Source organism: Streptomyces sp. CY-1, from assembly GCF_047218265.1.
Taxonomy (GTDB): Bacteria; Actinomycetota; Actinomycetes; order Streptomycetales; family Streptomycetaceae; genus Streptomyces; species Streptomyces niphimycinicus.
Window position 1 is genome coordinate 11,377,676 of the sequence record NZ_CP178393.1, and the last position, 13,681, is coordinate 11,391,356.

The 13,681-nt window shown below is 67.4% G+C and carries 13 protein-coding genes and 1 pseudogene; 5 read left to right on the plus strand and 9 right to left on the minus strand.

Annotated features, from left to right (window positions below):
• Positions 1-129: 129 nt before the first annotated feature.
• A complete protein-coding gene (locus ACK1X7_RS47905) occupies positions 130-1,119 on the minus strand; it encodes a carbohydrate kinase family protein (RefSeq protein ID WP_390795743.1) in 990 nt (329 codons plus the stop codon).
• Between the two features lie 100 nt (positions 1,120-1,219).
• Here ACK1X7_RS47905 and ACK1X7_RS47910 point away from each other — a divergent pair, with 100 nt between their 5' ends.
• Together ACK1X7_RS47910 and ACK1X7_RS47915 are read left to right on the plus strand one after the other, a co-directional pair.
• Positions 1,220-2,005 (plus strand): DeoR/GlpR family DNA-binding transcription regulator, encoded by a 786-nt coding sequence (locus ACK1X7_RS47910; RefSeq protein ID WP_361495586.1) that lies wholly within the window; start codon positions 1,220-1,222, stop codon positions 2,003-2,005.
• Positions 2,002-3,369 carry a 6-phospho-beta-glucosidase gene (locus tag ACK1X7_RS47915; RefSeq protein ID WP_413116803.1) on the plus strand — a complete coding sequence of 456 codons (1,368 nt, stop codon included), beginning with the start codon at positions 2,002-2,004 and terminating at the stop codon, positions 3,367-3,369. The genes ACK1X7_RS47910 and ACK1X7_RS47915 overlap by 4 nt, the downstream gene beginning before the upstream one ends.
• Positions 3,370-3,458: 89 nt before the next feature.
• Here the strand turns inward: ACK1X7_RS47915 and ACK1X7_RS47920 are convergent.
• Both ACK1X7_RS47920 and ACK1X7_RS47925 read right to left on the minus strand, forming a co-directional pair.
• A pseudogene (locus ACK1X7_RS47920) lies at positions 3,459-4,217 on the minus strand (transposase family protein); the annotation flags it as partial.
• Positions 4,218-4,550: 333 nt separating this feature from the next.
• Positions 4,551-4,895, minus strand: a complete 345-nt coding sequence (locus ACK1X7_RS47925; RefSeq protein WP_383142654.1) for a hypothetical protein — start codon at positions 4,893-4,895, stop codon at positions 4,551-4,553.
• 58 nt (positions 4,896-4,953) lie between these two features.
• Between ACK1X7_RS47925 and ACK1X7_RS47930 the strand changes: the two genes are divergently transcribed.
• The 3 genes from ACK1X7_RS47930 (at position 4,954) to ACK1X7_RS47940 (ending at position 6,774) form a co-directional block, all read left to right on the plus strand.
• Positions 4,954-5,349, plus strand: a complete 396-nt coding sequence (locus ACK1X7_RS47930; RefSeq protein WP_382958509.1) for a GNAT family N-acetyltransferase — start codon at positions 4,954-4,956, stop codon at positions 5,347-5,349.
• A gap of 102 nt (positions 5,350-5,451) precedes the next feature.
• Positions 5,452-5,994, plus strand: coding sequence for a transposase family protein (locus ACK1X7_RS47935; RefSeq protein WP_413116804.1), 543 nt, complete (start codon positions 5,452-5,454; stop codon positions 5,992-5,994).
• A 306-nt stretch (positions 5,995-6,300) separates the two neighbouring features.
• Positions 6,301-6,774 (plus strand): hypothetical protein, encoded by a 474-nt coding sequence (locus ACK1X7_RS47940; protein ID WP_385157827.1) that lies wholly within the window; start codon positions 6,301-6,303, stop codon positions 6,772-6,774.
• Between the two features lie 780 nt (positions 6,775-7,554).
• Here the strand turns inward: ACK1X7_RS47940 and ACK1X7_RS47945 are convergent.
• The 6 genes from ACK1X7_RS47945 to ACK1X7_RS47970 all read right to left on the minus strand — a co-directional run bounded on the left by ACK1X7_RS47945 (position 7,555) and on the right by ACK1X7_RS47970 (position 13,674).
• On the minus strand, positions 7,555-8,364 hold the full coding sequence (locus ACK1X7_RS47945) for an integrase core domain-containing protein (protein WP_413116805.1): 810 nt from the start codon (positions 8,362-8,364) through the stop codon (positions 7,555-7,557).
• Positions 8,351-8,857, minus strand: coding sequence for an aminotransferase class III-fold pyridoxal phosphate-dependent enzyme (locus tag ACK1X7_RS47950; RefSeq protein WP_398158719.1), 507 nt, complete (start codon positions 8,855-8,857; stop codon positions 8,351-8,353). The genes ACK1X7_RS47945 and ACK1X7_RS47950 overlap by 14 nt, the downstream gene beginning before the upstream one ends.
• Positions 8,858-8,919: 62 nt before the next feature.
• Positions 8,920-10,545, minus strand: coding sequence for a hypothetical protein (locus ACK1X7_RS47955; protein WP_385156489.1), 1,626 nt, complete (start codon positions 10,543-10,545; stop codon positions 8,920-8,922).
• 2 nt (positions 10,546-10,547) lie between these two features.
• Entirely contained in the window at positions 10,548-11,384 is an 837-nt protein-coding gene (locus ACK1X7_RS47960) for a carbohydrate ABC transporter permease (RefSeq protein ID WP_216339284.1), read from the minus strand.
• A complete protein-coding gene (locus tag ACK1X7_RS47965) occupies positions 11,381-12,370 on the minus strand; it encodes a carbohydrate ABC transporter permease (RefSeq protein ID WP_382958497.1) in 990 nt (329 codons plus the stop codon). Before ACK1X7_RS47965 ends, ACK1X7_RS47960 begins: the two co-directional genes overlap by 4 nt.
• 2 nt (positions 12,371-12,372) lie before the next feature.
• Positions 12,373-13,674, minus strand: a complete 1,302-nt coding sequence (locus ACK1X7_RS47970) for an ABC transporter substrate-binding protein (RefSeq protein WP_383142660.1) — start codon at positions 13,672-13,674, stop codon at positions 12,373-12,375.
• Between the last annotated feature and the right edge of the window lie 7 nt (positions 13,675-13,681).

Below are 13,681 nucleotides of genomic sequence, written 5' to 3' on the forward strand. Positions count from 1 at the left end.
GGCTTCGCCCCTGGACCCCGGGGTCTGGGGGCGGAGCCCCCACGCGGCGGTGCCGCACATCGACGCTGCGTGGGAAGGGGCGGGGAGGGGAGCGGCCCGCCGCAGGCGTCAAGATCTGTCGGACACCTCCTACGGCTTGATCGCACGGATGCGGATGAGGTCCGCGTCCGGAATCCGGGGGGTGCGTTCGAGGAAGGCGTCGATCGCGTCCCAGTGCGGTGCGCTGTTCGCGCCGCCCAGGCTCTGCACCGACAGGGCGGCGCACAGTCCGGCGAAGCGGAGCCGGGTGGCGAGGGGCCAGTCGTGGTTCAGGCCGGTGATCAGTCCCGCGGTGAACACATCACCGGCGCCGGTGGGATCGACGGCCGGCACCCGGGGTACGGCGACCCGGATCAGCTCGCCGGTGTCGCCGTCCACCGCGACCGCGCCGTGCCCGCCATCGGTCACGACGACGTCGGGCACATGGTCGGCGAGTACCTTCACGGCCTCCTCGACCGTCCCCGTGCGGGTGTAGCTCGTCGCCTCGACGGCATTGCAGACGAACACGTCGACCTCGGCGAGCCGGGTGAGCAGATCCCGTGACCACTGTTCGGTGGGGTCCCAGCCGACGCCGCCCACCACACGGGTGCCGCGGGCGCGGAACTCGGCCGCCCAGGCGGGCAGCGGCCGTCCGATCCCGAGTTGCAGGAAGCGGACGGCGGGCAGTTCGCCCTCCCACACCTCAGGGCGCAGGGCCCCCTTCTCCTCGTAGGTGAGGAAGGCGCGGTCGTGTTCCTGGGTCACCGCGACCGTGACCGGGGTCTGCACGGCGGGGTCGCGGCGCAGCCAGGTCGGGTCCAGGTTCTTCTCGGCCGCGAGCCGGGCGGCGAGGTGCTCGCCGAAGAGGTCGGTGCCGATCACACCCAGGATCCCGGTCCGCAGTCCGAGGCGGGCGGTGGCGACGGCGCGGTTCGCGGTTCCCCCGGGGGAGACGGCGAACCGGTCGGCGTACACCTCGGTTCCTGGGGTGGGCAGGTGGGGGATGCCGCCGAAGACGAGGTCGCAGAAGACCTCGCCCGCGAAGAGCACGTCGAGCACGGAGACCGCCTCTTTCCGGTGCGACCACGGTGAAGTGCTCAACTATGAGCATCACCCCTAGGGAATGACAAGAGTCGATCAGCAACGAGAATGTCTCTGCTCGATATGGCTGACTTCAGTCATGCGGTGCTATCGTCAATGCGTGACCTCACGCAAACGACATGCGAAGATCGTCGAGTCACTCCGGTCCACCGGAGTGGCCTCGGTACGCGAGCTCGCCGAAAACCTCCAGGTCAGCGAGTCCACGATTCGCCGGGACCTGACCCTCCTCGACCGCAACGGCGAGCTGGTCCGCACTTATGGCGGAGCGGCCCTGTCACTGCGCGGAACCGCGGAAGCCGCCGGCGCGGAGACGGAGAAAGAGATTCCGTTCGACGTGGTCATCTCGCGCGACGAGGCGCTGAAGGACGCGATGGCCGAGGAGGCCGTGAAGCTGGTCGAGGACGACAGCGTGATCGTCCTCGATATCGGAACCACTCCCCTGGCCATCGCCCGCCGACTGCGGGGCCGTCCCGTCACCGTCATCACCAGCAGCCTGCCGGTGCTCGACGAACTCCGCGACGACGACGCCGTACGGCTGGTGATGCTCGGTGGTGTGCTGCGCCGCAACTACCAGTCCCTGGTCGGCTCCCTCACCGAGCAGGCACTCCGCCAGGTCAGCGCCGACCTGCTCTTCCTGAGCTGCACCGGAGTGCGGCCGAACGGCCATGTGGTGGACAACATGGCCGTCGAGGCCCCCCTGAAACAGGCCATGATCGAGACGGCCGGGAAGGTCGTCCTGGTCGCCGCCGAGACCAAGTTCCCCGGCACCGGATCGCTGCGCGTGTGCTCGCTCTCCGATCTCGACGTCCTGATCACCACCAGCGGTGCCGACCCCAACACGCTCCAGCTCTGCCGCGAGGCGGACGGAAAGGTGATACTCGCATGAAGTTGACCGTCCTCGGCGGCGGCGGATTCCGCGTGCCATACGTCTACCAGGCCCTGCTGCACGATCAGGGCTCCCCCCGTATCGACGATGTGTGGCTGTACGACACCGACCCGGCCCGGCTCAAGGCCATGGCCGAAGTGCTCGCCCAGTTCGCCGACGGCCATGCGGAAGCGCCCAGGGTGACGGTCACCACGTCGCTCGACGACGCCCTGGAGGGCAGCGACTTCGTGTTCGCCGCCATCCGCGTGGGCGGGCTGACGGGGCGGATGTGTGACGAGCGGGTCGCCCTCGACCTCGACGTCCTCGGTCAGGAGACCACCGGCCCGGGTGGTCTGGCCTATGGGCTGCGCACCATCCCCGTCATGCTCGACATCGCGCACCGGGTGCGGCGGTTGGCCCCGCACGCCTACGTCATCAACTTCACCAACCCGGCCGGCATGATCACCGAGGCGATGCAGAGCGTTCTCGGCGATCGGGTCCTCGGCATCTGCGACACGCCGTCAGGTCTGGGCCGCCGCATCGCCACGACCCTCGGCCTCGACCCGTCCCGGGCCCAGTTCGACTACGTCGGTCTCAACCACCTCGGCTGGATGCGCCGCGTGCTGCACGACGGCGAGGACATCCTGCCCCGGCTGCTCGCCGACGAGCGCCTCGGCGACCTGGAGGAGGGCGTTGTCTTCGGGCGCGAGTGGCTGCGCGACCTCGGCCTGATCCCCAACGAGTACCTGTACTACTACTACTTCAACCGCGAGGCCGTGCGGTCCATCCTCGACGCTCCGCAGACCCGCGGCGAGTTCCTCGCCCGCCAGCAGCAGGAGTTCTACCAGCGGGTGACGGAGGCCGCCGGGGGCGCGGCCGTGTCGCTGTGGCGGAAGACCATCGCCGACCGCAGCGCCAACTACATGGCCGAGGCGAAGGGCGCCGTCCAGGGAGAGGCCCAACCGGACGAGGACTTCCGGCCGGACCCCGCGCACCAGGGGTATGCCGGGGTCGCCCTCGCGGTGATGGCCGCGATCAGCCGCAATGAACGCGCCACGATGATCCTCAACGTGCGCAACGGAACCACCGTCTCCGTCCTTCCCCACGACGCCGTCGTCGAGGTGCCCGTGACCGTTGACGCGGGCGGTGTCCACCCGCACACCATCACCCAGCCCGACCTGCACCAAGCAGGCCTGATGCAGCAGGTCAAGGCGGTCGAGCGGCTCACCATCAGCGCCGCTGTCACCGGCTCCCGGACCGATGCCGCGAAGGCGTTCTCCCTCCACCCGCTGGTCGACTCGGTGACCGTCGGCCGCAAGCTGCTCGACGGCTACATCGACCGCATCCCCGAAGTGGCCGAGGTCTTCGGCGGCCGGACGTCCTAGCGGCGAGTGGCGGCGACTTAAAGCGTGTTGCACATGGCCGTGAACTGGCAGCCTGAGCTGCGGGGGTGGCGCGGTCGGCTCATGCTGTGGGCGAGGTTGTGCATGTGGGCGACGGCTTGGACGGCGTGATGGAGGCCGTTGCCGTGCTGTCGGCAGTCGCGGAGGATCTTGTGGTTCTTCATCCGGCCGATCGCATGCTCCACTCGGGCGCGGACCTTGCGGTGCGCGGCATTGTCCTCTTCCTCGCCTTTCAGCAGCGGCCGTCCGTGCCGTTTGCGGTGCGGGACGATCAGGCCGGTGTTGATGTGGGCACCGTCACCGAGCACGGTCACACCCTGGCAGTGCTCGGCCAGACCGGACTCCCGCCAGGCATGCGCATCCGCGGTGGTGCCCGGCACCGGGCGAGCTGTAGCAATCACCAGGCGTGTGTCCGCGTCCACGATGACCTGCACGTTCGCCGAAAACCGGTAGTTGCGCGAAGACGTGCCCACCGTCCGATCGCGGACCGGGACCAACGTCCCGTCCACGATCCACAACCGGTCGGCCGCCTGCTGCGGCGTGCGCACCGGCTCGAGCGCGAGCAACGGACCAAGGCGCTGGATGACCCGGCACACGGTGGCCGACGAGATCCCGAACAACGGCGCGAGCTGCCGCATGGTGAGGTTCGTGCGGTAGTACACGGCCACCAGCAGCACCCGTTCCGGCAACGGCAGCCGCCACGGGCGGCCCCACCCACAGCCCTTACCGCCACGCTCCCGGACCGCCCTCAGCAGCCGCCCGAACTGATCCAGCCGTAGCCCGGTGAACGTCTCCACCCACACCCGCTCAGCCCTCAACACCCCAGCCATACACGGGAGATGTCCAGTTCACGGCCATGTGCAACACGCTTTAGGGTCCGTCTTCAAACGGATCTTGCCCAGAGCAGGAACGATGCGAGGGTGACCGCCGCTTCGTAGGAAGTGGCGGTCTTCTCGTATCTGGTGGCGATCCCGCGGAAGCCCTTGAGCCGGTTGGTTGGGTAGGCCGCGCGGCGAGGTGCCTGCTCCGGGCAGGTCCTTTTCCGCACGGCCTCCCTCCGAGTGAAGTAGGCCGCCGACGAGGTGCCCGTGGCGCGGGTCCTTTTCCGACGGCCCCTTCCCGAACGGAACGGGCGAGTTTCCCCGCATTCCGCTCTCCAGTGATCACGTCCGTTTAAGAGCGGTGGGCCGCCCGGCGTGAATGTCTTCATGGCAGCGTCGGCAGATCACCAGGGTCTTTCGCCGTCGCATAGCCATGAGACGAACCCATGCCGGTTTCTCTCGCCGTCCAGGCCGGTTGAGATCAGCGAGCTTCCGGACGTGGTGGACTTCCAACTGCGTCCGGGATTCGCATATCTCGCAGCATTCTGCAAGGAGCCGATGGATCAGCTCATTGCGTTTGCTGCTGGCCATGACGGGTTTCAGATCGGTGAGGGTCGCTGTGCGTTGTCGTTTGAGCGGGATCCCGCCGAAGCGGGCGACCAGTGAGGTTTTCTCAGCGGTGATCATTTCCAGCTCTGCTGTGGAGGAGGGCTGATGGGCGAGACTGGCGAGCTACGCTCACGCCATGACGATCACGTATGAGTGGCGGGGCGACTTCGACAACGCAGCCGTCAACGCACTGCACGCCGAGGGCTTCAACCATCGGACGCTCGAGGTTGATTGGCTGACCCAGGTGCACCGCCACAGCCTCGGCTGGGTCTGTGCACGCTTCGGCGGTGACCTCGTCGGCTTCGTGAACGTTGCGTGGGACGGTGACGTCCACGCCTTCATCCTGGACACCATGGTCGCGGGGAACCACCGACGCTCCGGGATCGGGGCCGAACTCATCGCCGTGGCTGCCCGAGAGGCCCGTGCCGCCAAATGCGAATGGTTGCACGTCGACTTCGATGACGACCTACGGGCGTTCTACTTCGACGCCTGCGGGTTCAAGCCGACAAACGCAGGTCTCATCGCGCTCTGATCCAGGTCCGCCGCGTTGCGTACCCGGCTGTGGACATCCGCGAAGCCCCTGGTAGGACAGGTCTCACCACAAGATCATGTCCGTAAGCACAGAGGCTTCACGTTGATCACCTATGTTGCCACGCTCGACGTCCCACGCCACGTCGTGGTGTACCTCGCCCGCCTCCTGGCCACCCATCGCCGTCGACTGGGAACCCCACGCGGCAGCCGAGCCCTTGGTCCGTTCCGCCAGTCCGTGCTGGTCCTGCGCTGGTTCCGCGAGCGCGGCTGCGTGCACTGCCTGGCCCGCGGCGCAGGCGTTTCCCAGGCCACCGGCTACCGCTACTTGCACGAAGTCCTGACAGATTGCCGGCGGCAAGACATATCCCACGTCATCCTGGACGGCACCCTCGCCGACAAGGGCTACATCGGCGCCGGCATCGGCATACATGTCTCGGTCCGCCGCCCCAGGGGAAAATCTGAGCATGCCCTCCACGTCGATAACCGAACTACGAACACCCTGATCAGAGACCTGCGCGCCCTCGGCGAACGGGCCGCTGCCGAACTCAAGGAACGCTGGCGCGCACTCAGGCACGTTTCCCTCAGCCCGAGCCGGATCGGCGATATCGCCCGCGCCGCACTCGTACTCAACACAACCTGGAAATGATCTTCGCTGAGAAAACCTCAGTGAGATCAATGTTCTGTGGTCAGCACTCCGTCGCTGACCGTTCTCACCTACTGATCGCGAGGCTCCACACAGCATGTAGGATCGCGCGGCTCGCGTCGCAGGGCATCCCTCTGAACTGGAGCTTCTCACCCAGTCTCACGTGATGTTGGCGGAGTTTTGTCTCCCGCAGCATGTCGTTTCTCCGACTGCGATGTTGATGGCGTTCAGCGAGAGCAGGCCCGCGCCGAAACCAGGGTGACGATCAGGCTGTGGTCGCCGTAGTCTCCCGGGCGAAAGGCGGTTGCCGTGGAGATCACGGTGCAGTGGATCAGGACGTCCTGGACGAAGCACTCCAGGGGCGGTGACGCTGCTGCCCGTAGGAACTCAGCGCCAACGGGGTTCCGGGTGTCACCGGTGCCGCCTTTCTTCGCCCAGGTAATCCAGATGTCCGAACGTGACGGTTTCGAGCCGCACGAGAGCGCGACGGACTTGCGCAAGCTCGGACTCAGTTTGCGAGACGAGGGCGATCGGCTCCGGGTACTGACGCGTGTGGAGCCATTGTTCGGTTTGCCGCCGCGCCCGCGGCGGCCGCCGGCGGTGCGCCTGGGCCCAGGGCAGTGGGTTCGTTGGCAGTTGAACTATCGGTTCAGTAGCGCCGCCGGAATACGGGACTGGTCATACTGGCTCGACACGTTCAACGTTGCCTATGGGCCCGTCGACCCGGACGTGTTCCTGTCGGAGCCGACTGTTCTGGTCGATGAGCGCGGCCCTGTTCGATAGCCGTCCGTCGGCGATCAGATGGTCATGGGTGCGGGTGTGGGGATGGAAACGTCCGCGCGGCGTCTTCGCGAGCACGATGGAGAGCGACGCGCGCGAGGTCCACTGGGTGACCGGGGGCCTGGGGTCCGGTGCTGTCAGGAAGCTGATTCACTCGTGATCTCCTACGGGCCACCAGGGACTCACCGCGCTGTTCAGCCGTCTGGGTCCTGTCGACTGCTCCGGGGGCACTGACGCGTCCCGCGCTCCTTATCCAGCAGAACAGGCCCGGCAGACGTCTGCTTTGTTGGGATCGTAGGGGGCGCCGCAGGCGCAGCGGGGCCAGCCCAGGCAGGTGGGGCATCGGGTGTAGGGGTCGGCGGCGGGACGGCCGCAGGTGTCGCCATGGCCCTCGCATTCGGGGTGTGGGGCCGGTAGACGACCGCTTGGGCCGGGGTACGGTCCGCGGCCGTGGACGAGGCATGCGTCTGATCGTCCCCGGGCCGATCGTTGTCGGGGTTGTGAGGGCTGGGCCCGCGGCCGGGCAGGAGCCATCCACCGCGGCAGACGCTGCACGGCTGGTCATCCTCGGCCGGCCGCTCAGGCGGAGCCGGGTACCAGCCGTCTTCACACCGGCCGACGCACGGTGTGGGGCCAGCGCCGAGTTGATGAGGATCTTTGAAAATCCGCAGGGGCGCTCGCGTTCCTCATTTGGTTTCGGCCTCAATGAAAACGTTCGGTCATAGGCTGTTTGCTCGATTCCAGCCGTCCAGCCGCGGTTGAACCGTGTGAGAGCGCTCGGAGTCAGAGCCGGGCCCGGTAGGGCGGGAATCCTGCCGGGTCGGTGAAGTCTTGGTCCGCGTCGGGCCAGCGGCGGCGTAGTACGGCGGCGATGCGGCGGATCCAGGCAGTGAGATGGGGCAGGGCCCGATGGCTCTGGGCAGTGTGAGCAGCGGCTTCGAGTGTTGCGATGAGCTGGAGTCGGCTGTGATCACCTGGTGAGCGGGTGTCAAGTAGAGGGAGCCGTTGCAGACGGACCAGCGCCCAGGACACGCAGGCAGCGGCGAGGCCGTCTCCGTACCGCTGGTCATCCTCGGCCTCTGGGATGCCGTGGGACAGGGCGTGACGGTAGTGGTCGGCAAGTCCCGTAGTGGTGGAATCGCCTACCGTCAGCAAGGCTGGGCCTGGTACATACAGGCACACGGCGTCCGTCAACGCGTGGGTGAAGCTGGCGAATTCGAAATCGATGAGGCGGGCGTCGGCGGGTCCGGAAGCATGGAGCAGGACGTTGTTGGCTTCCGCATCCTGGTTAAGTCGGTCTGGTGCCCGTTGTCCGAGGGATCGATGTGGCCGGTGTCTGTTGTAGTGCTCCGTGTACTCGCGGACGAGACGGCGCAGGTGGCGCTCTCCGGTGATCAGGGCGGGGTCGGTTGCCTCGCGTCGGCATGATCCGGTCCAGTGTTCCGCGATGGCGTTCATCCGGGGCACCTGGGGCAGTGTCGGAATGACGTGCACGCCGATCGCCTGGAAGACGGCGTCGGAGCTGTCGGTGAAGTAGGGGCCGCGGTCCCGGGTGAGGAAGCTGATCGACTCTGCGTGGTCACCGAGGTCCACGAGGTAGTTCCGTGCTTGCTGGGTGATCCAGGGGTCGGTCGGGTGCCGGGGTGATGCCGGCGATGTGTACGTGTCGGGTGCCGTGGTCGATGAAGAACAGCACGAACCAGCGCCGCAGGAAGAGTGTGACTGTCATCGGCGGTGTCACGCGAAGGACGTTGCCCAACAACCCGCCCTTCCCGATGAGTAACCCGCGCTTACGGCACTGCGCGAGAACGGCGTTCGTCGCCGCGACCGCCGGGACCTTGGTCTTCGGTTCGATGAGTTCGAACCCGAGCATGAGCCCGGTGCCTCGGACCTCTCCAATCAGCGAGTAGCGGGTAGCGAGTTCTCGCAGTCCGTCAAATAGAAAGCGGCCGACCTCGACGGCGTTGGCTTGCAACTCGTGCGAATCGATGAAGTCAAGTACGGCGTTGCCTGTGGCCATCGCGATCGGGTTGCCACGAGAGGTCGATATCGAGTTCGCGGTGAGACAGTTCATCAGGTCGTCCACCCGTCCGGCCGTGTCGCGAATCCACCCGCGCCTGACCAATGGCCAGGGCCGTCTACGGCTGTCTAGAGCGGAAGCGGCGGCCACGCACCCCAGGGCTGGGACCACGTGTACGTGCGTTCCGCGTTGTCCGTCCGCCAGCGGCGCGGGGCCGTGGTCCCGAGCCAGTCCAGCGGTTCGACGCCGCCGGGCGATCCGCCGTCCAGCGCGAGCCGGACGGCCGCGCCGAGGTCGGCATCGGTCTGCGGGGTACGGGCGGCCGGGGCGACGGAGACGAACAGCGCGGTGCCGGAACGGGCCACCAGGTCCAGGAACTGACGGTTCAGCCGCCACTCGGTGGCCGGGGTACAGGGCACGCAGTCGGCATCCACTGCGTAGAAGCGGCTGTGCTGGGCCAGCCGGAAGGCGAGGGTGTTGATGCCCATCCGCCGGGTGCGCTCCCAGTGACGGCCCGAGGTGTCGTCACCGGTTCGCTGCACCTGCACCAGACCCGCCGCCAGATGTCCGACGGTGTTGCAGCCAAGCACCACGGCGTCCCCGGCCGCCTTGGCGATGGTCCGGTAGAGGCCCATCAGCACTTCGGCGGTGGTGCGGGTGCGGTCGGCGAGCCGCCATCCGGCACCGGCCATTTCATGCGGTGTGTCCGGGTGGAAGCGGCCGAAGACGTCGTACGTGCTGAAGTCGTGCTTGATCAGCTCGAAACCCCAGGAGCGGAAGCGGGCGACATCGGCGGCGACGGTCGCCAGCGTCGCGTCCAGCGACGGGTCCAGGGGGATCCGGCCGGGAGCGCCGGAGTCCGTGCGCATCCCCTCCGTCGGCACCCGGGACAGCAGCGGCCGGAACCACAGGCCCGGCCGGGCGCCACGGTCGGCGATGCCCGCGGCCAGGCCCGCCATGTCGTCGAACAGCCCGGGCAGGCCGGTGTCCCACGGCCCTCCCGGGGCGCTTCCCCCGCCCTCCGTCCAGCCGTCGTCGACGACACAGAACGGCCGCACTGGATGGTCCCCGGCGAACTCGGCGATGGTGGCCGCGTCGCGCAGTACGGCGTCCGGGCCGAAGTCCTGGCCGTAGGCGTAGTACCAGTTGTTGCAGCCGACCACCGGCTGCGCGGGCAGCAGCGGATCGGGGGACATGGCGGCGCACAGCTCCTGGAGCGCCGCGTACGGGGTGGTGTCCGCACCCGTCGCCACCCCGACCACCGTGGCGGCGGCGATCTCCCGGTCGCCCGGCAGCGCAGGCAGACCGCCGGAGCGTACGTCCAGCCACAGCGTGGTGCCGTCCTCGTCCACCGTCCAGCAGCACAGCGCCCCGGCGCGGGTCCGCACGCCCAGCCCGGCACTGGTGCCGGTGGCCGGGTCGGTGCCCAGCCAGTACCAGGGCAGCGGGCGTTCCGGCTGGATGCCCCGCCACTGCAACTCGCCGTACGAGCGCTCCCACGCATCGCCGAGCACCAGGGCGGGGCGGTGGCGGCCGGGGTGGTGGCGCCAGCGCAGCGCCACGGTCGACAGGCCCTCCGGACCCGGCGCGGCGAGCGTCAGCCGCAGGGCTCCGTACGGATCGTGTCGCGCCGTCGCCTCGGCGCCGGGCACGGTCCAGCGGCCCGTCCCCGCCGGTGCGGCGGTGCGCGGGTCACCGGACGGACCGGTGAGCACATGGACGGAGTCGGGCAGCGGAACGTCGATCGTGGCCACCCTCACCCCTTCACGGCGCCGGAGGTGAGCCCCTGCACGATGTGGCGGCTCGCGAAGGCGAAGAGCACCATGGTCGGCAGGATCGTGAACACGGCCGCAGCCGACATCGAGCCCCAGTCGATGTTGAAGCTGGAGATGAATCCGTTGAGGGCCGTGGGGACGGTCTTGTTGGCGTCGCTGTTCATCAGGGTCACCGACAGGAACAGCTCGTTCCAGCAGTTGACGAAGTTGAAGATGAACGCCGCCACGATCCCCGGACGCATCACCGGGAGCAGTACCCGGAACAGCGCCGAGAACCGGGAGAGGCCGTCGATCATCGCTGCCTCCTCCAGCGCGTCGGGGATGTTCTCGAAGAAGCCGCGGAGCATCACCGTGCAGAAGGGGATGCACACGGCGATGTAGACGAGGATGAGCCCGAGCCGGTTGTCGACCAGCTTCAGGTCGGTCATCAGCAGATACAGCGGGCCCAGCGCGATGAAGGCCGGGATCATCTGGGTGACCAGGGCGGCCGTCAGCAGCGCGGACTTGGTGCGGAACTCGAAGCGCGCCAGCACATACGCCGACAGCATCGAGATAGCGGTGGCGACCGCGCCCGCGACGGTCGCGACGATGAGGCTGTTGGTGAGATAGGTCCCGAAGTCCGCCTTGTTGAACAGCTCGCGGTAGTTCTCCAGCGAGAAGTGCTCGGGCCAGTAGGCGAGGGGGAAGGAGAAGATGTCGCCCGGCGCCTTCAGCGAGGTGATGAGGATCCAGTACAGCGGGAAGACGGTGAAGGCCAGCCACAGCACCAGGAAGACGATCCGGACGGCCCGGCCGGCCGCGGTCTCTTTGCCGATCACGACCTCACCTCTCGCTTCTCGCGCGTGGCCAGCAGGAAGAACACCGTGAACAGCAGCAGCCCCGCGATCACGAGGAGACCGAGCGCCGACGCCTTGCCGTAGTCGCCCTGCTGAGTGATCTTGATCATCCAGGTGGTCACGATGTGCGTTTCGTTGTTCGGCCCGCCACCGGTCATCCCGAAGATCAGATCGGGGAAGTTGAAGATCCAGATGACCCGCAGCAGCACCGTGAGCACCAGCGTGACCCGGATATAGGGGATGGTGATCTGGAAGAGCGTGCGCGCCTTCCCGGCCCCGTCCAGCGCCGCGGCCTCGTACAGTTCGTCGGGGACCGACTGGAGCGCGGCCAGGATCATGATGGCGAAGAAGGTGACGCCGTACCAGGTGTTGGCGATCAGCACGGCGATCATCGCCTTGTGCGGATCGGCCAGCCACGCCACCGGCTCGTCGATCAGCCCCGCCTTCTGGAGCAGGTCGTTCACGACGCCGAACTCGCTGTTGAACATCCAGCGGAACAGGATGCCGATGAGGAACCCGGAGATCGCCCAGGGGAAGAAGATCAGCGCCTGGTAGACGCCGCGGAAGCGGAACCGGCGGCGCAGCCACAGGGCGAGCGCGAAACCGATCACGAGCTGGGGCACGATCGATCCGATGACCCAGGCGCCCGTATTGCCCAGCACGGTGCCCCAGTTGGGGTCGGAGAAGACACGGTGGAAGTTGTCCAGGCCCACCCAGGAGGTGTCGGTGAGATCGTTCAGATCCCAGTGGCGGAAGGCCATCTGGCTGCCCGCGATCATGGGGTAGTACGTGAACACCGCCACGAAGATCGCGGCAGGCGCCATGAAGGCGGCGATGAGCAGGCCCCGGCGGGTCGTGAACTCCCGCTTCCGGCCGCTCCGCGGCCCGTTCCGGGCCCGCGGGGCGGCTTGCTTCCGGACGGGGCGCGAAGTCTTCGGCCCGGTCGTCGTTGCGGACGTGGCGGGCATCCCTACTTCTCCTGCTCCCACTTCTTGCTCCAGTACGCGTCCCAGCCCGTCAGCAGCTCCTTGGGCGAGATCTTGCCGATCGCCATCTTCTGCACGTCGGCGTCGGACTTCTGCTCCCACTCGCTCCACCAGGTCACGCCGCGCGGCTGGCTGACGTTGAGATAGGTGTCGGGGTGCTTGGTCATGGTGACGTAGGACGACCACGGGCCGGTCTTGTAGAACGGGTCCTCGGTCGCCGACTTGAGGATGGGCACCAGGCTGTTCTTCTTGGTGAAGTCCGTCGACGCCTTGCCCTGGGACAGGAACTTGATCAGCTTGACGGTCTCGGCCTTGTGCTTGCTGCCCTTCGCGATGCCCCACCCGGCGGTGGCCAGCGGCTGGACGGTCTTCCCGCTGGGTCCGGCCACCAGCGGAGCGGTGTCCCACTGCTCCTTCGAGATCGACTTGGACTCGGAGACCGTGGCGATGACTTCCGGATCCTGGAGCAGGAAGGCCGTGGAGCCGTTGGAGAACGCCTCGACCATCTCCGGATAGCCCCAGGACACGGACGACTTGGGCGATGCCTTCTTGAAGAGTGTGAGGTAGGTCTTGAGGGCGTCCAGGGCCTCGGGCGCGGAGAAGATCGTGCGCCCGTTCTTCAGCTTGTAGCCGTTGGCGGGGTCGATCTTGTCGGCCACGTACGCCTCGATGATGGCGGTGGCGTTGCTGCTGGCGTTGGCCCCGCCGCGGAACGCGTAGCCGTAGCGGCGCTTCGCCGGGTCGTTGATGGCGGACGCCTGCTTCAGCAACTGGTCCCAGGAGGCCGGGGGCTTGCTGAACCCGGCGTCCTTGATCAGGTCCTTGCGGTAGAAGAGGCTCAGCCCGTAGAAGCCGTAGGGGACGAAGAAGGTACGGCCCTTGGCGTCCTCGGACGCCTTGACGGCGTTCTCCGTCATGGCGTTCCAGCCCTGCCAGCCCTTGAGGTCCTTCTCCATGTCGTACAGCCAGCCGTTGTTCGACCACGGGCCGACCGTGATGTCCCGTACCTCGAGCGCGTCCACGCCGCTGCCGGACTGGAGCATCTGCTGGATCTTCTGATCGGCCTGTTCGGTGGGCGGCGAGATCAGGTTGACCTTGATCTTGGGGTTCTGCTTCTCGAAGTCGGCTATGAGCCCCTTGAGTAGATCGGTGCGGGCGGGGTTGGTCAGGCTCTCGACCATGTTGAGCGTGACCGTGCCGTTCGCGTTCGAACTCATGGCGGAACAGCCGGTCAGGACCATCGCTGCGGCGGTGCCGAGGGCGAGGGCTGCCGTCCTTCTCCTCATCGTGCTG